Annotated in this window: 17 protein-coding genes; 4 read left to right on the forward strand and 13 right to left on the reverse strand. The window is 68.5% G+C overall.

The features are described 5' to 3' along the window. Window positions 1-23 precede the first annotated feature (23 nt). A complete protein-coding gene (locus ACIBGM_RS38330) occupies window positions 24-1,391 on the forward strand; it encodes a PLP-dependent aminotransferase family protein (protein ID WP_396388324.1) in 1,368 nt (455 codons plus the stop codon). Here the strand turns inward: ACIBGM_RS38330 and ACIBGM_RS38335 are convergent. From ACIBGM_RS38335 to ACIBGM_RS38380, 10 genes are all read right to left on the reverse strand, one after another. After that, window positions 1,378-2,094 carry a hypothetical protein gene (locus ACIBGM_RS38335; protein WP_360527967.1) on the reverse strand — a complete coding sequence of 239 codons (717 nt, stop codon included), beginning with the start codon at window positions 2,092-2,094 and terminating at the stop codon, window positions 1,378-1,380. The two genes, ACIBGM_RS38330 and ACIBGM_RS38335, sit on opposite strands and share 14 nt — an antisense overlap. Window positions 2,095-2,310: 216 nt before the next feature. Further along, the gene (locus tag ACIBGM_RS38340) at window positions 2,311-3,066 is read right to left on the reverse strand and encodes a hypothetical protein (protein WP_396388325.1); all 756 of its coding nucleotides are present in this window, start codon (window positions 3,064-3,066) and stop codon (window positions 2,311-2,313) included. 230 nt (window positions 3,067-3,296) lie between these two features. Beyond that, on the reverse strand, window positions 3,297-3,671 hold the full coding sequence (locus tag ACIBGM_RS38345) for a helix-turn-helix domain-containing protein (RefSeq protein WP_396388326.1): 375 nt from the start codon (window positions 3,669-3,671) through the stop codon (window positions 3,297-3,299). Then, the gene (locus ACIBGM_RS38350) at window positions 3,668-4,072 is read right to left on the reverse strand and encodes a hypothetical protein (protein WP_396388327.1); all 405 of its coding nucleotides are present in this window, start codon (window positions 4,070-4,072) and stop codon (window positions 3,668-3,670) included. The genes ACIBGM_RS38345 and ACIBGM_RS38350 overlap by 4 nt, the downstream gene beginning before the upstream one ends. A 309-nt stretch (window positions 4,073-4,381) precedes the next feature. Continuing rightward, window positions 4,382-5,380: a glycoside hydrolase family 43 protein gene (locus ACIBGM_RS38355; protein WP_396388328.1), complete on the reverse strand. Its 999-nt coding sequence runs from the start codon at window positions 5,378-5,380 to the stop codon at window positions 4,382-4,384. Window position 5,381: 1 nt separating this feature from the next. Continuing rightward, window positions 5,382-7,592, reverse strand: coding sequence for a family 43 glycosylhydrolase (locus tag ACIBGM_RS38360; RefSeq protein ID WP_396388329.1), 2,211 nt, complete (start codon window positions 7,590-7,592; stop codon window positions 5,382-5,384). A gap of 26 nt (window positions 7,593-7,618) precedes the next feature. Beyond that, complete coding sequence (locus tag ACIBGM_RS38365; protein WP_396388330.1) at window positions 7,619-8,446, reverse strand: carbohydrate ABC transporter permease; 828 nt, start codon at window positions 8,444-8,446, stop codon at window positions 7,619-7,621. Continuing rightward, the gene (locus ACIBGM_RS38370) at window positions 8,443-9,384 is read right to left on the reverse strand and encodes a sugar ABC transporter permease (protein ID WP_360527953.1); all 942 of its coding nucleotides are present in this window, start codon (window positions 9,382-9,384) and stop codon (window positions 8,443-8,445) included. The genes ACIBGM_RS38365 and ACIBGM_RS38370 overlap by 4 nt, the downstream gene beginning before the upstream one ends. 3 nt (window positions 9,385-9,387) lie before the next feature. Continuing rightward, window positions 9,388-10,719 (reverse strand): extracellular solute-binding protein, encoded by a 1,332-nt coding sequence (locus ACIBGM_RS38375; protein ID WP_396388331.1) that lies wholly within the window; start codon window positions 10,717-10,719, stop codon window positions 9,388-9,390. A gap of 25 nt (window positions 10,720-10,744) precedes the next feature. Then, window positions 10,745-12,238: an alpha-N-arabinofuranosidase gene (locus ACIBGM_RS38380; RefSeq protein WP_360527947.1), complete on the reverse strand. Its 1,494-nt coding sequence runs from the start codon at window positions 12,236-12,238 to the stop codon at window positions 10,745-10,747. A 259-nt stretch (window positions 12,239-12,497) separates the two neighbouring features. On the opposite strand from ACIBGM_RS38380, the gene ACIBGM_RS38385 reads away from it, so the two are divergent. Then, window positions 12,498-12,875, forward strand: coding sequence for a VOC family protein (locus ACIBGM_RS38385; RefSeq protein ID WP_396388333.1), 378 nt, complete (start codon window positions 12,498-12,500; stop codon window positions 12,873-12,875). A 37-nt stretch (window positions 12,876-12,912) separates the two neighbouring features. Continuing rightward, window positions 12,913-13,914 (forward strand): LacI family DNA-binding transcriptional regulator, encoded by a 1,002-nt coding sequence (locus ACIBGM_RS38390; protein ID WP_396388334.1) that lies wholly within the window; start codon window positions 12,913-12,915, stop codon window positions 13,912-13,914. A 44-nt stretch (window positions 13,915-13,958) separates the two neighbouring features. Here the strand turns inward: ACIBGM_RS38390 and ACIBGM_RS38395 are convergent, their stop codons facing one another. Further along, complete coding sequence (locus tag ACIBGM_RS38395) at window positions 13,959-15,101, reverse strand: FAD-dependent oxidoreductase (protein ID WP_396388335.1); 1,143 nt, start codon at window positions 15,099-15,101, stop codon at window positions 13,959-13,961. Window positions 15,102-15,193: 92 nt separating this feature from the next. Here ACIBGM_RS38395 and ACIBGM_RS38400 point away from each other — a divergent pair, with 92 nt between their 5' ends. Continuing rightward, window positions 15,194-15,745 (forward strand): TetR family transcriptional regulator, encoded by a 552-nt coding sequence (locus ACIBGM_RS38400; RefSeq protein WP_396388336.1) that lies wholly within the window; start codon window positions 15,194-15,196, stop codon window positions 15,743-15,745. Here ACIBGM_RS38400 and ACIBGM_RS38405 read toward each other — a convergent pair. Both ACIBGM_RS38405 and ACIBGM_RS38410 read right to left on the reverse strand, forming a co-directional pair. Next, on the reverse strand, window positions 15,726-16,514 hold the full coding sequence (locus ACIBGM_RS38405) for a sugar phosphate isomerase/epimerase family protein (RefSeq protein ID WP_396388337.1): 789 nt from the start codon (window positions 16,512-16,514) through the stop codon (window positions 15,726-15,728). The two genes, ACIBGM_RS38400 and ACIBGM_RS38405, sit on opposite strands and share 20 nt — an antisense overlap. 13 nt (window positions 16,515-16,527) lie before the next feature. Next, window positions 16,528-18,912: a DUF4328 domain-containing protein gene (locus ACIBGM_RS38410; protein ID WP_396388338.1), complete on the reverse strand. Its 2,385-nt coding sequence runs from the start codon at window positions 18,910-18,912 to the stop codon at window positions 16,528-16,530. Window positions 18,913-18,985: the final 73 nt, after the last annotated feature.

Raw genomic sequence — 18,985 nt, forward strand, 5'->3', positions numbered from 1 at the left:
CGACCGAATTGGGTAGTCCATTCGTGCAGAGCTCGCTGCCTCTGATCCTCGATCGCGCCGACCGGCTGCCACTCCACCTGCAGCTGGCCGAGCAGCTCCGCGCCGCGATCCGGGACGGTCGGCTCGCGGCCGGTCACCGGCTGCCGTCCACGCGGGACCTGGCCAAGGACCTGTCCGTGTCCCGGTCCGTGGCCCAGGCGGCGTACGACCAGTTGCACGCCGAAGGCTGGATCGAGGGCCGCACCGGCGCCGGCACCTTCGTGACGGACGTCGCGCCGTTGCAGCCCGCCGTACGGCGACGCGCCGCGGCCCGGCCTGATCCCGCCGAGCCGTTGCTCACGCTCCGGCCCGGCATCCCGTACATCGGCCCGACTCCGGATCCCGGCTGGCGCCGCGCCTGGCGTGAGGTGTCGGCGCAGTCCCCACCACCCGGGTATGACGACGCCGCCGGGCAGCCCGCGCTCCGGGAGGCGCTGGCAGAGCACGTACGCCGGGTCCGCGGGATCGCCTGCGGCCCGGAGAACCTGCTGATCACCAACGGCACCGTCCACGGCCTCCGGCTGCTCCTCACGGTCACCCGGCAGCCCGGCGACCGGATCGCGATCGAGGACCCCGGCTACCTGAACGCCGTGATCGCCGCCCGGGACCATCGGCTCGAGGTCGTCGACGTACCGGTGGACGAGGACGGTCTGCAGGTGTCCGCGCTGACCGACGACGTGCCGGCCGCGTACGTGACGCCCTCGCACCAATACCCGCTCGGCGGCCGGCTCCCCGTTGCCCGGCGCAACGAACTGATCCGGTGGGCGCGCCGGACCGGGGCGATGCTGATCGAGGACGACTACGACAGCGAGTTCAGGTACGACGTTGCGCCGCTGCCCGCGCTCGCCCAGCTCGACCTGGACCGCGTGGTCCACCTCGGCACGCTTTCGAAGACGCTGAGCCCGTCACTACGCCTCGGCTGGCTGGTCGCGTCCGACACGATGGTCGACCGGCTCGCTACGTTCCGCGCCGAGTCCGGCGACTGGCCCGGCTGGCCGATGCAGGCCGCGCTGCTCACCATGCTCCGGGACGGCTACCTGGACCAGGCGGTCCGCCGATCACGCCGGTTGTACTCGGACCGCCGTACTCACACATGCACGGTCCTTGCTCCCTACGGTCAGGTGATCGGCCAGGACGCCGGTCTGCACATCACGCTGTTGCTGCCGGAGCACGTCGACGACCGCGCGGTGGCCGTTGCCGCACGCGAGGCCGGTGTGGTGATCGCGCCGCTGAGCGAGTACCGCCGTACGACTCCCGGCCCGCCCGGCCTCGTCATCGGCTACGCCACCCCGACCACCGAGAACCTGCACAAGGCGCTGGACATCCTCACCGGCGTCCTCAGTCGCCGTTGAGCGGATCGAGCGCGGGTACGACGCCCCAGCGGAAGTGGACCGCCTCCGGGAAGGCCTCGTAGCCGACCTTGCCGATCGAGTTGATCACCGTTGCGGTCCCGTTGGCGTGACCGACGGCGTACAGGTAGCCCTGCTTGGTGTGCCTGTCGATGGCGAGGAGCAGCGTCCCGTACTGACCGCACTTGCTGGCGACCAGCGCCTCGAAGCCCTGCCAGGTCCGGCTGCGCACCTGCTTGACGACCGGCTTCATCGGCAAAGCCGTCGGGATGCGGACGGTGTAGAGCGCACCGCCTCGGGTGTTCACCAGGAACGTGTCATAGGTCCGCGTCTTGCTGATCAGCGCCATCGCCTTGACCGACCCGAACCCGGCAGCCGAGCCGGCGCTACGCCAACCGCTGCTCGTGACGTTCCACCGGAACAGCACACCGTCGCTACGCAACCCGTACGCCGTCGCCCGCTGCGCAGTCTGCGCCACTTCCAGCGCGGTGAAGCTCGTCCACCCGCCACCGACCCGACTGAACCTGACCGTGCTCACCAACTGCCCGGACTCGTCGGTCGTGTAGGCAACCCGAGACAACGCGTCCCCCTGCACCACCCACCCGTGCACATCGGCCCCGGCCACGTTGGGCTCCCTGACCGTGGTGCTACTCAGCCGAACCGTCCCCGGCGCGAACACGTCCCACGTCAGCCGACTGTCCGTCACCCCTGGCGGCGTACCAGCCTGCACGCCCGTGCTGACATGCACCCCGCGCCCATTCACCGCCCCCACCCGCACACTGCAGGCCCCGGCCGTACCCTCCGCGACCGCGCCCACAGGCGCCAACACGATGCCGGCCACCACCCCAGCCAGCCCGCACAAAACCCACCGACGCACCATGGCCACCTCCCACAAACCTTGATGCGCCCGAGGCCGCAGAAGTTATCCCCCGTTCAACGGGTCGAACGCGAGCCGCCACCGGAAGTAGACCGGATCGCCGAACGTACCCTGAACCTTCCCGAGCGACCTGATCACCGTCGCCGCTCCATTCGCGTGGCCAACGGCGTACAGGTAACCCGACTGCGTGTCCTTGTCGATGCCGAGCAACAGCGTCCCGGACAGCCCGCACTTCGCCGCGAGAAGCGTCTCGAACACCTGCCAGGTCGAGGCCCGGACCTTCTTCACCTCGAACGACGGAACCACATTGATCCGGATGGTGTAGAGCCCACCACCGCGGGTGGTCGCCAGGAACGTGTCGTGCGTCCGCGTCTTGCTGATCAACGCCATCGTCTTCACGGCCTCGAACCCGACCCCACCGAGCGATCGCCGCCAGACGTCATTGGTGTTCAGCCACCGCATCAACAACCCGTCGTTCCGCAACCCGTACTCGTAGGTCCGAATCGGCGGCGCATGCTCCACCTCGTCATACTCCGCCTCCTCGACGAACTTGTAGTTCGTCCAGCCCCCACCGATCCGCATCAGGAACGGCGGGTCCGTCAACTGCCCGACGTTGTCGAGCCCGTAGCCGCTGCGATACAACGTGTCCCCCTGGACCACCCACCCGACGACGGCAGTGAAGCTGAAGATGTCCCGCTCGTTGAGGAATGTCGTACTGAGCCGCACCTGCCCCGGTCCATAGACCGCCCCCGCCGTCCGGTTGCCCACCGCCACCATCGTCGGCGGCGCCCCAGCCGTCACCCGGTGGTAAGCATGCCCCCCAGCCGCAGTAACCGACCCCACGTCAATCGTGCATGCCGCCGAGGCCCGCTCTTCCACCGCATTCCCCGGCGGCACGATCCCCACCGCCGCCAAAACCACCGCAACCCCACCACAAACCAATCCCCACCCAAACATCACCCAGCCCCCTATCTCCCCACCCCCATTCAGCGCCCAAGACCGGGAGACGACAAGGTCGCGGGCCAGAGGAGTTACGCCGAGCGGGGCTCTCGGAACTGGTCGAGGTCGAGCTCGACCTCCATGCCGTTGAGGACTGCAACGATGCGGGGGTTCTCGGCGCCGGTCGCGTGCAGGTAGTCCGCCAGAGTCGACAGCAACATGTCGTTGCGACGCTCGAGCCGCGAAACGACCGCTTGGCCGACACCTAGCCGCTCCGCGACCTCCACCTGCGTCAGATCGCCGGCCCTGCGGATCATCGCGAGATTCTCGGCGTAGACCCGATCCATCTCCCGCGCCTCGGCCTCGACCTCCGCAACTCCAGCCGCAACCTCCGGCCGAGCCAGCAACCGGTCGACCCGCGCATTGCCCCGCACAAACCTCGCCTGCTCCGACTTCTTCCTACTCATGCGCGCCCCCTCATCGCTTCTCGCTTCCACTGATCGATGAGACCGTCAGCGCGTAGGCCGACGGAGTTGTAGAAGACGTCACCGATCCTTGCCTTGTCACCCGCGAACAGCGCGACGACAACAGTGTCGGAGTCCGGCGGAAACCAACAGATGAGCCGGACTGCGACGCCAGGGCGGTACGGATGCGAGACCCTCCACAACGGGTACCGCTTCGACTGCCGAACCCAGCGAAGCGTCGCGGTCTCCGTGTCCCGCGTGGGCGGCTCCTTGAGCTCCTGAAGATGCTTGAGCGCGGCGGTGACCAGGATGAGGACTTGCTTCGCATGCGCCTCTCCCTTCTCGATCCGCGCCTCGAGGTCATCGAGCCAGGCGTCGAACTCTGCCGGCCAATCGATCTGCATCGATCAACTATGACACCAGGGTCATATGACCTCAAAACCATATCCACAGTCCCGCAAGTGGACAACCACTCTGCTACAACCGTTACCTTCCGACTGCATTGGCCAGCGAGCTATTCCGGTCTCCACGGTTGTCCGGGTGAGTGGCTGGGGCGACGCCACGGGGTGGTCGTACGCGGGCGACAGCACGCGCACGCGAAGCGGGCGATAGCACGCGCGGTTGAAGCGGGCGATAGCACGCGTGGAGGAGGGTGGGTGGGAGCCTGCGCAAGTGAGCGACGTAGGAGCGAAGCGCGTCGCGGGCGTGGGTGCTTACGGGCGTGTGGGGTTGGATTTGAGTGGGGGTTGTACGACGGGGGTGTCTTCGGTCCAGGTGAGTTCGGAGAGCCACATGGTTCGGCCGGGTGGGTCGATGCCTACGGCGGCGGGGTCCCAGGCGTGGTAGATGAACCAGTCGCGGTTGTCCTTGGTGAGGACCATGTTGTGGCCGGGGCCGGCGGCGTCTTCGGAGCTCACCAGGACGGGGTCCCCGGACTTCTTGCACGGGCCGGTGGGGGTCGTGCAGACGGCGTGACCCACGGCGTACGTCGACTTGTCGTAGGCGTTGGCCGAGTAGAAGAGGTGGAACTTGCCACCCCGTTCCACCATGTACGGCGCCTCGACCAGATCGCCCTCCCACGCAAGATCCTGCTTGATCAGCCGACGGGTCGGACCGGCCAACGTGAGCCCGTCGGGGGAGAGCTCGGACACGTAGATCCAGGTGTCGACTCCGATCGCGTTCCCGTCGTTCTTCCAGTACAGCCAGCGCTTCCCCGACGAGTCCTCGAAGGGCGATGCGTCGATCGACCCGCCCTCGGCCACCTGACAGATCAACGGCTTGGACGATTTGTCGACATATGGACCTGTCGCCGTGGAAGCCACCGCGACCCCGATGCACTGCCGGCCGGACGCGTCATCGGACGTCGTGTAGTACATGACATACCGATCAGCAGCATGTACGGCGACCTCCGGAGCCCACACCTTGCCGGGTGTCGTCCACCCCGGCAGCGACGGCAGCGCGTCCCCGACCTGTTCCCACGACACCAGGTCCGCCGACTTCAGCGTCTGCACGTTGCCGAGCGTGCCGTTGGTCGCGAAGGCGACGTAACCGTTGTCCACGGCAATCACCTGTGGATCGGCGAAGTTCTGGTCGTACACCGGGTTGCTGAAACCCACCGTCGTCGCTCCTTCCGTGGACGAGGGCGCCGCGCCGGAGTCGCTGCAGCCGGCCGTCACCAGCAACAGCAGCAGCAACCCCAGCCGACGCCTCATCTCACTTGCTCTCGTAGAACCGCAGGTACTCGAACGTCGCCACCGGCGGAACCGCAGCGCCAGTGAACTCACCATGCGCGTACAGCCCCAACTGAGCCTTGGCCGGCAGCACCCACGCCGCACCCCAGGTCCACTGCTTCCCGTCCACCGACGTCGCCGCCCGGTAGACGTGCTCACCTGCAGCGTTCTCGTGGTACGCGAGCCGCATCCACAGCGTCGGCGCCGACCGCCCGATCGCGGCCGCGCCGTACGACGTCGCCCCGTCGGACGGCCGTGCCACCAACTCACGACCGAACTCTGTCTGCCGCGTCCGCCAGATCGCGACATTGCCGAGCCGCGCGAAGTCGCTGTCGTTCAGGTACGCGATCATCCCGGCCTGCTGGTAGTTGCGGATGTCGCCCTCACCCAGATCGAGGTTCAGCTTGGTCTCCGCGATCCAGCTCGTGGTCGACGGCGTGCTGTGGAAGAGCAGCCCGGCGGTGTTCCCGCCACCTACCAGGTCGGCGTTCTGCAACGGCCACGACAGCTTGCCGTCAGCAACAACCGCCTTGCCGTCCTGCCGCACCCACGACCAGTCCGACCCGAGCGCGCCGTCGAACTCATCACCCGACAGCAACGTCCCGGTCTGCGGTACGTCGGCCAGCCGCCGGACCGGAGGAGCCACCCGCCGCACCGTCAGGTTGTCCACCTCGGCCGACCCCAGCCACGCCACCGGCGCCGACTTGACCGACAAACCAGGCAGGGAAGCCTCGGCGTAAACGTCACCCAGCCCCGCGTCGTTGAGCCGCGCGGTCACGGACGAACCCGTCACCTGCACACTCAGCTTGTTCCAGTCCGACCGATCGAAGTCCGCAGGCAACGCAGCAGACGCGGTACGGCGACCAGCCACCAGCGTGATCCTGGACCCGGTCACTGACGCGACCACCTGGCCGCCGCCGAGGACCGTGGTGAACGAGTTCCCCAACCGCACGTCGGCCTCGACCCGCAGCGACCCAGCAGGAGCCGACTGCCGAGTCCGAGCCGCTCCGGAAATCGAAGCAGTCGGCCCGCCCAGCGCGTCGCCAGGTGAACGAACCGCGCCGATCAGCCCACCAGCCGGGTCCGCGGCGTTGATCCCGAGCCCGGATCCGGTCGTCGGTGCCGGCACCGGCCCGTCGGACGGACCGAGACCGGCCCGGGTCCGCGGCCAGCCGTCGATCCAGTCGATCCGGTCGATCAGCATCGGCCGCCGGTTGATCCCGAACGGGTCGGTCAGCCACGGCGTCGCGCGGTCGATCGCGTGGTACACGATGTGGTCCTGCCCGGCCGCGTCCGTCATAAACGCGTGGTGGCCCGGGCCGATCCACTTGTTGCCGTTCTGCGTGATGACCGTCGTACCGCCGACACGCGAGTCCGTCATGGCGGCGCCGTCGGCGTCCACGAAGGGACCGCGGGGTGAGCGGGAGCGACCGGCGAACACCGAGTAGCCGGTGGTCGGGCCGGCGCAGCAGTTCATCGACGAGCCCATCAGGTAGTACCAGCCGTCGCGGTAGACGGCGTACGCACCCTCGTAGCGGTCTCCGATCGTCACCTGCGTCGGTGAGCCGACCGCCTGCAGGCCGTCCGGCGTCAGTTCGGTGACGGAGATGCCGCCGTAGAACCCGCCGTAGTACAGGTACCGCTTGCCGTCGGCGGCGGTCAGCAGCGCTGGGTCGATGGTGCCGAAGTAGCCGCCGTTGCCGTCCGGCTTCGGGGTGACGACCGGTCCGTCGGTGGCAGTCCACGGTCCCGCCGGGGTCGGGGCGGTGGCCACGCCGATCGCGGGATCGCCGCCGGGGTTGGCCGCGGTGTCGGTGACGGTGAAGTACATGACGTACCGGCCGTCGAAGTACCGGATGTCCGGCGCCCAGAAGAACGAGCCTGGCGCGGCCCAGGCGGGCTTGGTCTGCTCGTTGAAGACCGTCCCGAGGTACTCCCAGGAGCTGAAGTCCTTGGTCCGGGCCATGTGCATCAGGCCGAACGGGCCACCGGAGACCAACGGGTCGGAGGTGGCGTACGCGTACCAGTAGCCGTCGCGGCCCTGGATGATCGCCGGGTCGGCGAACGTGTCGGCGAAGCTCGACGAGATGGCGTTGGTCGTGGTCGGAGCCGGCGCTGCAGTGGCAGCCGACGTACCGGCTGCCACTGCGGCCACGGCAAGCGCCGCGGCCAGCAAACGTCTCTTGGGAGGCACAGGCGGGTCCCCTCTCAGGACTGATATCAACCTTTGATGCCGCTACGGGCGACACCTTCGATCACGTACCGCTGGACGAACACGTAGAGGATCAGGACGGGTACGGCGGCCACGGTCGCGCCGGCCATGATCACCGGGTAGTCGGTGGTGTAGGCCCCCTGCAGCAGGGACAGACCGGCCGGCAGGGTGAGCCGCTCCGGGCTGAACAGCACGAACAGCGGCCAGACGAAGTCGTTCCAGTTCGACAGGAACGACAGCACGGTCAGCGTGGCCAGGGCGGGCTTGGCGTTCGGCAGAATGATCCGGGTGAAGATCGTCCAGGCGCCCGCGCCGTCGATCAGCGCGACCTCCTCGAGCTCCCTCGGGATGGCCAGGAAGAACTGCCGCATGAAGAACACCCCGAAGGCGCCGGCCGCGCCCGGGACGACCAGCGCCCAGAGCGTGTCCAGCCAGGCGAACTGGTCCATCAGCAGGTAGTTCGGCATCAGGAACACGAAGCCGGGCACGAACAGCGTCAGCAGGATCACGCTGAAGATCGCGTTCTTGAACCGGAAGCTCATCCGGGCCAGCGCGTAGCCGGCCATCGACGCGACCACCACGACGAGTACGGCGTGCAACGTCGCGGCGGCGAAGCTGTTCAGCGCCCAGCGCAGCACCGGGTTCTGCCCGCCGGTGGTGAGGATCTCGCCGTACGCCCGGCCGGTCGGGTCCTGCGGGATCAGCGACGGCGGGTCGGACTGCGACTCGCCGACGGTCTTGAACGAGGTGATCACCATCCACAGCAGCGGGAGGATCACCAGCAGGGTCAGCAGGATCACCAGCACCCAGAACGCTGGCGACGGTCGGCGCTTCATGACTTCCGCTCCCTCATCAACGCGAAGGCGATCAGCGAGACGACCGCCAGTGCGGCGGCGAGCACGTAGCTCATCGCGGCTGCCTGTCCCATCCGGAACTGGCTGAAGCCGATGTCGGTGATGACCATCAGCGCGGTCGTGGTGGTGTCACCCGGCCCGCCCTGCGTGATCAGCAGCGCCTGGCCGAACATGTTCGCGCTCGCCAGCAGGGTGATCGTGACGATGAACACCGTGACCGGACGCAGTCCCGGCAACGTGACGTGCACGAACTGCTGCCAACGTCCTGCCCCGTCCAGCGCGGCTGCCTCGTACTGCTCGGCCGGGATGTCCTGCAGCCCCGCCAGGTAGATGATCGAGTTGAACCCGGCCGTCCACCACACCGTCACCAGGACGAGCGAGATCCAGGCCCACGGCTGGTCGTTGGTCCAGCCGATCTCGGGCAGCCCGAACAGCTCGAGGAACGCGTTCAGGATGCCGAAGTTGGTGTCCAGGATGTACCGGAACATCAGGCCGATGACCGCGACGCCGAGCACGTACGGCGCGAAGTACACGGCCCGGAAGAACGTCCGGCCCGGGAACTTCCGGTTCAGCAGCACGGCCAGGCCGAGCGGCACCGCCACCAGGAACGGCACCGAGGCGACCGTGAAGATTCCCGTGGCCCGCATGCCGTGCCAGAACGGCTCGGCGGTCGCCGTCAGCGGGTCGAACAGGTCCTTGTAGTTCTGCAGCCCGACGAACGGCTTCCCCGGCAACTGGAAGTCCCAGTCGTGCAGGCTCATCCAGAAACCGAACAGCGCCGGCCCGACCACGAACAGCAGGAACAGCAACAGGTAGGGCGCGAGGAACAGGTACGGCGTGGCCCGCCCGTACCCACGCACCGAGGAGGAGGCGCGGGTGCGACGCTTGCCGATCGCACCCGCCTCTGCCTGGGCGACCATGGCTTACGCGCCGTACTTCTTGCGGTTCGCCTCGAGGATCTTGTCCGCGCGGGCCGCCGCGTCGCTCAGCGCCTTGGCCGGCTCGACCTTCAGCAGGACCGCCTCGTTGACCGCCTTGTTCATCTCGTTCAGCGCGTCACCGATGCCCGGCACCGGAGGCGGGAAGTGCAGGTCGTCGATCTGGGTGGCCAGCGTCGCCTGCTCCGGCAGCGCCTTGAACTCGGCCGACTCACGCACCTGCTTGCGGGCCGGCACCTGGCCGCCCTTGGCCCACTCCAGCGACTTCTGGCTGATGTAGTTGACGAACACCCGCGCCGCGGTGGACTTGTTCTCGTCCGCCGTCTTCAGCTTGGGCAGCACGAACTGGTGCGACCCGGCCCAGGCGGCCTTGTTGTCGCCGATGGTGGGCAGCGCGGCCACACCCCACTCCAGACCCTTCTTCTCCTTGAACGTGTTGATGTTCCAGATGCCGTTCCAGACGAAGGCGTTCTTGCCGTTCATCACCGCGATGTTGTCGGCGTCCTGGGCGACGTTCTTCGGGCTGTGCCCGTTCTTCACCAGGTCGACGAACCAGCTGAGGCCCTTGACGCCGGGCTCCTCGTGCCAGACCGCCTTCGACGAGTCGTCGTTGAACAGGTTGCCGCCGAACTGCCACAGCAGCGCCTGCACGGTGAGGACGCCGGTGAACGGGAACGGCGTGGCCCAGTGGCCCTGGATGCCCTTGCCCTTCAGCGCGTCGAGCGCGGCGGCGTACTCGTCCGCGTTCGTCGGCGGCTTCTCCGGGTCGAGGCCGGCCGTCTGCAGGAGGGTCTTGTTGTAGAAGAAGCCGAGCGGGTGGACGTCGAGCGGGATGCCGTACCGCTTGCCGTTGAACTCGCCGGCCTTCCAGACCACGTCGGCGAAGTCGGACTGCTGCAGGTTCAGCGCCTTGGCCACGTCGTCGAGCGGCTCGATCACGTTCCGGGCCGCGTTGGTGGCCAGCGAGTCCACGTGCATGATCGCGACCGCCGGACCACGGCCGCTGCTCACCGCGGTGGGCAGCTTGGTGTAGTAGTCGGCCCACTGCATCACGGTCATCTTGACCTTGATGTTGCTGTGCTCGCTGTTGAACTGGTCGACCAGCTTGCGCATGAACGGGCCGTCACCGCCGGTGAAGCCGTTCCAGAAGTCGAGCTCGACGGTCGGGCCGTCGTAACCCTTCGAGCCGCCGTCACCGGTGGCCTGGCCCGCGCCACCCGGCTTCCCGGCCGAGCCCTCGCCGCAGCCGGCCAGGATGCCGGCCGCTCCGGCCACGCCGAGACCACTGAGGACGAGTCGCCGGCTGATCGTGTTCATGGTGTTCCTCCAGGGAAGAGCCCCATCACTGGGACAGACGCAGTAGGTGCCACGAGGCAGGGGGCAACGTGGCGGTGCAGTTGCCGTCGACGACTTGGGTGCCGTCGACGGCCCGGGGCACCACCCGGTCCGGATCGTCCGCGGTGTTCACCGCGGCGCGATCGTCGTCGTACAGAGCCAGGTGCTCGACCACCCGGTACCCAGGCGGTAGCGGGATGTCGAGGTCGACCTTGTCGGTCTCACTCCGGTTCACCACGAACACCGTGAGTTCCCGGGTGTTCTCGTCGTACGTCGCTGTGCTCCACAGCGCCGGGACCCGGCCGAAGGCGGCGGTGTCCACATCCGGGCCGTCGGTGACCACGGTCTGCAGGACGGTCGGGCCGGCGTACTTCGCGGTCAGCGCGAACGGGTGGAAGATGGTCTGCCGCCAGGCCGGGCCGCCGGGCTCGGTGCGAATCGGGCCGATCACGTTCACCAGTTGCGCCAGGCAAGCGATCTTCACCCGGTCGGCGTGCCGGAGCAGGGTGATCAGCAGGCTGCCGACCACCACCGCGTCGTCGACGGTGTAGGTGTCCTCGATCAGCGGGCTCACCTCGCGGATGCCGAGACCGAGCTCACCCGGGAAGTGCTGCTGGTACCAGACGTTCCACTCGTCGAACGACAGGGTGATCTCCTTGTCGCTGCGCCGGAGCGCCTTGACGTGGTCGGCGGTCGCGATGATCGAGGTGATCATCCGGTCCATCTCCTCGGCAGCGGCCAGGAAGCTGGCCTGATCACCGTCGCGAGGCTCGTAGTAGGCGTGCAGGCTGATGTGGTCGACGAGGTCGTAGGTGCGCTCCAGGACGACCCGCTCCCACTCGCCGAAGGTCGGCATCCCTGCGTTGCTGGAGCCGCAGGCGACGAGCTCGAGCCCGGGGTCGACGCGGCGCATCGCGTTCGCGGTCTCCTCGGCGAGCCGGGCGTACTCCTCGGCGGTCTTGTGACCGATCTGCCAGGGGCCGTCCATCTCGTTGCCCAGGCACCAGACCCGGATGTCGTGCGGCTCGGGGCTGCCGTTGGCCACCCGGCGGTCGGGCAGCTCGGTGCCGGCCGGGAGGTTGCAGTACTCGAGCAGCTCGACGGCCTCCTTGATCCCGCGGGTGCCGAGGTTCACCGCCCAGATCGGGTCGACGCCGGCCTTGCGGGACCAGGCGACGAACTCGTCGGTGCCGAACTGGTTCGGCTCGATCGCCCGCCAGGCCAGGTCCAGCCGGCGCGGCCGCTGGTCCTTCGGGCCGACGCCGTCCTCCCAGTCGTAGTTGGAGACGAAGTTGCCGCCGGGGTAGCGGATGGTGCTGACGCCGAGCTCGCGGACCAGCTCCAGCACGTCCTGGCGGAACCCGTCGGCGTCCGCGGACGGGTGCCCGGGCTCGTAGATCCCGGTGTAGACGCAGCGTCCCATGTGCTCGACGAACGAGCCGAACAGCCGCCGGTCGAGCGCCCCGACGACGAACGCCGGATCCACCACAAGCCGTGCCACGAAGCCTCCCAGCGATCTTTACAACGATTAACACGGATTTCTACAACGATTGACATCTGCTGTAAAGGGTTGGGCGCTGTCTGGTGATCCCCTGCCGTAGCGAGCAGGTGCTCGGTGCGGTGGCTCGGCGTGCTGGAGTGAAGGCCTCGATGTGGTTTCATCATGGTCTTTGCTCCAGTGCGCCGAGGTGCCGTGCCGAGTGCCGCGCAGTAGGCAGGGGATTGCCAGACAGGGCCCTTGACCCCGCACACTGAGTGACATGCCGAGAATCCAGTCAGTCGTGATCCACTGCCGTGATCCGTACCTGCTCGCGCCGTTCTGGAGCCTGGCCACCGGCCTGCCCATCCATCCGGACGACGTCAAGTCGCTGTCCTCGCACTCGCTGGAGGACGACGAGTCCGTCCTGCTCGGCGCGCGGGAGGGCTTCCACGTCTGGATCACGCCGGCCGAGGAGCTCAAGCCGGCCGGCCGGATCCACCTCGACGTCACCGGTGCGGACGACGACCTGCGGTCGCTGCTCAAGGCCGGCGCGGCGGTCGTCCGGGAGCTGCCGCACTGGACCGTGCTGTCCGATCCGGAAGGCAACGAGTTCTGTTTCGTCCCGGCCGTGGCACACTCGGGCTCGTCGACCACGTGAGCGGGCCGGGTGACAGCCGGGTGAGACGGAGGTACGGATGACGACCAGGCTGAGTGATGTGGCGGCCCGCGCCGGGGTGTCGGTGAAGACGGTGTCGAACGTCATCAACGACTATCCGCACATCACCTCGCAGACCCGGGCGAAGGTCGAGGCCGCGATCGCGGCGCTGGACTACAAGCCGAACGTGAGCGCCCGTTCGCTGCGCAAGGGCCGGTCGGACTTCATCGCGCTGGCGATCCCGGAGATGGCCTCGCCGTACTTCGCGGAGCTGGGCGCGGCGATCAGCCGGGCCGCGAAGAAGCGCGGGATCACCGTGCTGATCGACCAGACCGAGGGCGAGTCCGGGGCCGAGAAGCTGGTCCTGGACGGCATGCGCGGGCAGTTGATCGACGGCATCATCTTCTCCCCGATCACCACCGCTCCGGCCAAGATCGGTACGGCGGGAACCGCGAAACCCCTGGTCCTGCTGGGCGAACGGCCGGCCGGCGGCACCTTCGACCACGTCGCGGTCGACTCGGTCCAGGCGTCCTTCGACGCGACCACGCACCTGGTGTCGATCGGCCGGCGGCGGATCGCGGCCATCGGCGTCGGCGGTGGCGCCGGCACCGGCGCCGTACGGCGGAAGGGGTATCGGAAGGCGTTGAAGGCCGCCGGGCTGCCGCACGATCCGGCGCTGGAGCTGGCCGGGACCGGGTACCACCGGCCGGACGGCGCGGCGTCGATGCGCGAGCTGCTGGCGCTGCCCGAGCCGCCGGATGCCGTGTTCTGCTTCAACGACCTGCTCGCGCTCGGAGCCCTGCGCACGTTGGCCGACGCTGGGTTGAAGGTGCCGGACGATGTCGCCGTCGTCGGGTTCGACGACATCGAGGACGGCCGCTACCACTCGCCGTCATTGACCACGATCTCGCCGGACAAGGAGTGGCTGGCGGAGAACGCGGTCGGCCTGCTCCTGGAGCGCATCGCCGGCAATGCCGAGGCCGCACGTCGCGACCTCAGCGTGCCGTACACATTGGAGATCCGAGAGTCGACCGCCGGCTAGAAGACCGCGCCTCTCGGCGGTTCAGCGAGGGACGACCTTTGCGATCAGCGGTCGGGGATTCCGGCCAGCTGCTTGGCCAGGCCGTTCTGCGTCTTGTTCAGCCTGCCGACGAGCCCGAGTACGGCGTTGCGCAGCGGACGGACCGGTCGCGGAACGTTGGCCAGCCGGGTCAGGCGATGCGCCAGCCCGACGACGCGGAGGGCCTCGGTGCGACTGGTCGCAGCGTAGGCGTCGAGCTCCGATTCATCGCCGTTACCGATCGCTGTGGACAACGCTTCAGCAAGAGCGATCGCGTCGCGGAGGCCGAGGTTCATGCCCTGGCCACCGGCCGGGCTGTGGGTGTGCGCGGCGTCGCCGGCCAGCAGCACACGTCCGGCGCGGTAGTTCTCCGCCACCCGCTCGTGGATCCGGAACCGCGAGCCCCAGATCACCTCGGTCACCACCGGCGCGGTCTTCCGCGGTCCGCGAGCAGACAGCAACTGCTGGGCGTAGGCGAGGTCCGGGTGCTCCGGCGCCTTGTCCACCGACGCGACCAGCCGGAACGATCCGTCCGGCAGCGGCGCGATCACCAGCAAGCCAGCAGTCGCGAAGGACAGCGAGACCTCCTCGGCCGGCAGTCCGTCGGCCCGGACATCCACCAGGCTGAAGTTCAGCTGCAGGGTGTTGCCCGGCATCTGCAGCCCGGCCAGCTCGCGGATCGTGCTGTGCATGCCGTCGGCGGCGACGACGTACTGCGCCTGGATCACGTCGCCGTTGTCCAGCGTCACCTCGGCGCCGTCCGCGGACTGCGTCAGGCCGGTGGCGGAGTACGGGCGAAGGACGGTCCCGCCGAGCTCTTCGAGGCGCTCGAGCAGGATCTGCTCGGTCTGCCACTGCGGGATCATCAGCGTGAACGGGTAGTCCGTGGGCAGGTCGCGGAAGCTGACCGGGACGAGGCGGCGGTCGCCGTCGCGGATCGCGAAGTCCTGCAACTCCAGGCCGAGCTCGACCAGGCGCTTGGTGACGCCGATCCGCTCGAGCATCTCCAGGGTCCGGGCGTGGATGACCGAGGCGCGCGAGGTGTTCGAGCCCTCGGCCTGCTTGTCGACCACCACCACGGAATGTCCGCGCAACCGCAGCCCGGTTGCCGCCGCGAGCCCGACCGGGCCCCCGCCCACCACTACGACCTCGACACTCTTCGGAGTCATCGTCGCCCCTTCCGTATTTATCAACGCTTGTTGACTTTTACTCTAGGAGCGCCGGCAGCAAAAGTCAACAAGTGTTGGCATATGCTGTTGGTATGGCGGAGCGGAAGTCGGACCGGACCCGGGCGGCGATCCTCGCGGCGGCGCGGGAGCGGTTCGGCGCGGACGGGTACGAGCGGGCCACGATCCGGGCGATCGCGGCCGACGCGGCGATCGACCCGGCGATGGTGATGCGGTACTACGGCAACAAGGAGAAGCTGTTCGCCGCAGCGGCCGAGTTCGACCTGCGGTTGCCCGACCTCGGCGGCGTATCGCGGGACGAGCTGGGGGAGGCGCTGATCCGGCACTTCCTGACCCGCTGGGAGGGCGACGACACGCTCCGCGCGTTGCTGCGGGCAGCGGTCACGAACGAGTCAGCGGCCGAGCGGATGCGGGAGCTGTTCGCCGCGCAACTCGCCCCCACCCTGCGCGAGTTGAAGGTCGACGAGCCCGCAGTCCGTGCCGGGCTGATCGCCACCCAGACCCTCGGCCTCGCCCTCTGCCGCTACATCCTCGAGCTCGGCCCGGTCTCCGCACTGACGCACGACCAACTGGCGGCCGTACTCGGCCCGACCCTGACTCGCTACCTCACTGCGCCGCTGGGCTGATCCAGCGCTGCGTGGCGGGGAGAGCTTCCTCCAGGGGCGGGAGGTGGGGGTGCCACTTGAGCTCCCACTCGAGGGACAGTGGGTAGTCCTGGCCGTCGAGGGCGCCGAGCAGGTCCTGGATCGGGAAGTCGCCGGTCCCGATCGCGACCGGGCGGTGCTTCTGCTGCGAGTCCGACTCCTTGATCTGGACGAACTCCAGCCACGGCTTCAGCAGCTCGAACGACTCCGCCGGGGTCTCACCGTGGCTCCAGGTGTGGGCGCTGTCCCAGATGACCTTCGTGTTGTGGCAGGGGACATCGGAGTCGAGCAGCGTGAGCAGCCCGGCCATCTTGCGGCCGGCCGAGTGTGAGTCGTGCGTCTCCAGCAGGATCTGGCTGTCTCGCGGTGCGCTCGTGACCCGGTCGAGGGCGCGGATCTCGCCGGCGCTCGGCGAGTCCGCCGTACCCTGTGCAGCGCTGGGATCAGGGTCGCCGGGGAAGACCCGGACGCCGCGGGCGCCGAGGTCGGCGGCGAGCTCGAGGTGCGCGTCGAGCGGCTGCTCCTCAACCGCGCAGAGCCTCACGTAGCTGCTGACCGCGAGGATCTCCAGGCCGGCGTCCTCGATCCGGGTCCGCAGCTCACGCCGCTCGGCCGCGGTCAGGCCGGTGTTCGTGAACTCCTCGTCCGCGGCCCGCAGCTCCAGGCCGGAAATGTCGTTGCTTTTGGCAAGTTCCAGGACATGGTCGAGAGACGCTCCGGGGCAGCCGAGCGTGGAGAAGGCGAAAGTCATACGGCCTATTCGATCAGACCCAGCGGCGGCGCGGGTGGGTGCGCGGAGTGGTGCTGGTCTGGTCGGCCTGCTCCTGGTGCTCCGGGGCCTGCGGCTGCTCGTACGAGTACGGCGACTGCTGCTGGTACTCCGGCTGCTGCTGCTCGGGCTGCGAGTAGTAGCTGCCGCTGTAGTCCGTCGAGCTGTACGACGACTCCGACGCGTAGCTCTGGTTGTAGCTGTCGTACGACGGCTGGACGTTGCTGTACTCCGACCCGCTGTACGACGTCGGGCTGTAGGAGTCGTACGACGCCGACTCGTAGCCGTTGCCGCTGGAGTAGTCGCTGGCAGACGAGGACGAGTAGCCGTAGTCGGTGGACTCGTAGCTGTTGCCGTTCGAGTAGTCCGACTGACCGTACGACGCGTAGTCCGAACCGGACTCGAACGACGACTGGTAGCTCGCGGACTGGTCGTCGTACGAGCTGTAGTGGCTGTCGTCCGAAGCGGGGGTGTACGACGGCTCCGGACCGTACGACGGGACGGTCGGCAGCGGCTTGGACGGCGTCAGGAAGTCGTCCTGCTGGGGCGTGACGACCGGAGCCGGCTCGTAGTAGCCGGAGGACGCCGACACCGGCGACGAGCTGTGCGACGACGGTCCGTAGACCTCGTGGCTCTGCGCCGGCGCCACCTCGTGCGAGCGCGAGGCAGCGGGCTGGATCGCCGACGGGCTGTCCACCGCGACCCGAGCGGCCCGGCGGCCGGCGCGCGCAACAGGCGCGGGCTCAGGCTCGGGTGCGGGGGTGGGGTCGGCCTCCACGGGGGAGGTCGACGTCAGGTAGTCGGAGGTCGACTCGTACGAGTAGGTCTCGGAGTAGTTGCTCGCCCAGGACGGCGCCTCGGGCTGCGGCTGGTACTCGGGCTGGAACTGCTGCTGCGGCTGAGGCTGGTACTGCTCCTGCGGCTGGTACTCGGCCTGCGGCTGCGGCTGGTATTCGGCGGCTGGCTGCTGGTACTCCGCGACCGGCTGCTGATACTGCGCGGCTGGCTGCTGGTACTCGGCGGCCGGTTGCTGGTACTCCGCGGCCGGGGGCTGGTAGGAGTACGGCTCCGGCTCGACCACGGTCAGCGGCGGCGCCTCGTTCAGCCAACTGCTGCTCGACGCCGACGTCGACAGCGGGTCCTCGGTGTTGCTGAGGTAGTCGCTCCAGCTGGTCCGCTCGTAGCTGGTCTCTTCGGGCTTCTTCTCTTCCTGCCACGCGGTGACAGCGTCGAACTGCTCGGTCGCGGGACCGGCGTCGTCCTTGTCGTCGTCCTGCCAGCTCTGCACGACCGGCGCGAACGGGCTCCACTTCGGCGCCTCCTCGACCGGCGCGTCACCACCGAAGGCCGCGGGCGCCGCGGGCGCACCACCGAACGGGTTGCCACCACCGGAGAAGCCACCGGCCGCCGCACCGTCGCCCGGGAAACCGGCGGCGGGGGCAGGAGCGGGGGCGAACGGGCTGGCAGCCGGGGCCGGAGCGGGACCGCCGCCGGCCATCTGCAGCTCCGGCTGCCGCTCGAGCCGCAGTGCGGGCGCCGTAGCGCGGGCCGGGCTGTTGGCGATCGGCTCGTGGATCGCAGGCTGCTCGTCGGTGTCGTCGTTCGCGTACGTCGGTACGGCGGTCAGCTTCGGCTCGCGCTGGTCCCACCACGGGACCCACTCGCGGCTGGTCTGCATCGCGTTGATCTTGCGGATCACCATCGTCGCGGCGATCGCGGAGACCGCGGTCAGCACGAGGGACGCCGTACCGGCCAGGGCGATGCCGCGCAGCGACCCGACGGTCGCCTCCATCCACATCAGGAAGCGGCGGACCACCACGTCGAACGCGAGTGCGCCGATCCAGGTCACCCACCACACGGACGTGAGGGCGGGAGTCCTGAACCGGCGCAGGTCGTCGGTGTACACAGGGGTCTTCGGATCGCTGGCCAACCAGACGTCGTCGACGATCTGCTTGGGGTACCAGAGATTGGGTCCGGGACAGAACCAGCTGGCGAGCACCCAGCCATGGCTGCGGCGATGGTCGGCCTGGCAGAACACCTCGGAGTTGACCCGGGCCCGCCAGAGCCAGATGACGAAGACGACCGCGGCGGCGACCGAGATGACCACGTTGGGCACCGCGGTGACCTTGGCGATCGCGTCGGCGCGGTTCAGGTCCGCGTCGTCGACGTTCGGCATCCCGCCCAGGTAGCGGTTGACGACGGAATACGTGTTCCAGTCCGACCAGGTGGAGAGCAGATGGGTGAGGGTCGACGCGCCCAGGAGTCCGATGGCGATCTTTCCGACCGTCCCGACCTGCTGGAACTCTTCAGCTGCGTGCGGCTGCCAATCTTCTTCATGGTTCTGGACAGCAGACAGTACTGCTGGCTGCGGGTGGCTCACGTTCGTCCCTCGCGTTGCTGGAACTCCGTCTGTTCGGCGTTTCGGCCAAATCCTGCCCCCGCATGACCGAGCC

This window comes from Kribbella sp. NPDC050470, from assembly GCF_044458365.1.
Taxonomy (GTDB): domain Bacteria; phylum Actinomycetota; class Actinomycetes; order Propionibacteriales; family Kribbellaceae; genus Kribbella.

What these genes read in the sequence shown, in the direction of transcription:
- ACIBGM_RS38345 (WP_396388326.1), bottom strand. Translation starts at nt 3,671, where the DNA reads ATGAGTAGGAAGAAGTCGGAGCAGGCGAGGTTTGTGCGGGGCAATGCG.
- ACIBGM_RS38355 (WP_396388328.1), bottom strand. Translation starts at nt 5,380, where the DNA reads ATGAGGCGTCGGCTGGGGTTGCTGCTGCTGTTGCTGGTGACGGCCGGC.
- ACIBGM_RS38385 (WP_396388333.1), top strand. Translation starts at nt 12,498, where the DNA reads ATGCCGAGAATCCAGTCAGTCGTGATCCACTGCCGTGATCCGTACCTG.
- ACIBGM_RS38350 (WP_396388327.1), bottom strand. Translation starts at nt 4,072, where the DNA reads ATGCAGATCGATTGGCCGGCAGAGTTCGACGCCTGGCTCGATGACCTC.
- ACIBGM_RS38390 (WP_396388334.1), top strand. Translation starts at nt 12,913, where the DNA reads ATGACGACCAGGCTGAGTGATGTGGCGGCCCGCGCCGGGGTGTCGGTG.
- ACIBGM_RS38365 (WP_396388330.1), bottom strand. Translation starts at nt 8,446, where the DNA reads ATGAAGCGCCGACCGTCGCCAGCGTTCTGGGTGCTGGTGATCCTGCTG.
- ACIBGM_RS38395 (WP_396388335.1), bottom strand. Translation starts at nt 15,101, where the DNA reads ATGACTCCGAAGAGTGTCGAGGTCGTAGTGGTGGGCGGGGGCCCGGTC.
- ACIBGM_RS38375 (WP_396388331.1), bottom strand. Translation starts at nt 10,719, where the DNA reads ATGAACACGATCAGCCGGCGACTCGTCCTCAGTGGTCTCGGCGTGGCC.
- ACIBGM_RS38405 (WP_396388337.1), bottom strand. Translation starts at nt 16,514, where the DNA reads ATGACTTTCGCCTTCTCCACGCTCGGCTGCCCCGGAGCGTCTCTCGAC.
- ACIBGM_RS38370 (WP_360527953.1), bottom strand. Translation starts at nt 9,384, where the DNA reads ATGGTCGCCCAGGCAGAGGCGGGTGCGATCGGCAAGCGTCGCACCCGC.
- ACIBGM_RS38400 (WP_396388336.1), top strand. Translation starts at nt 15,194, where the DNA reads ATGGCGGAGCGGAAGTCGGACCGGACCCGGGCGGCGATCCTCGCGGCG.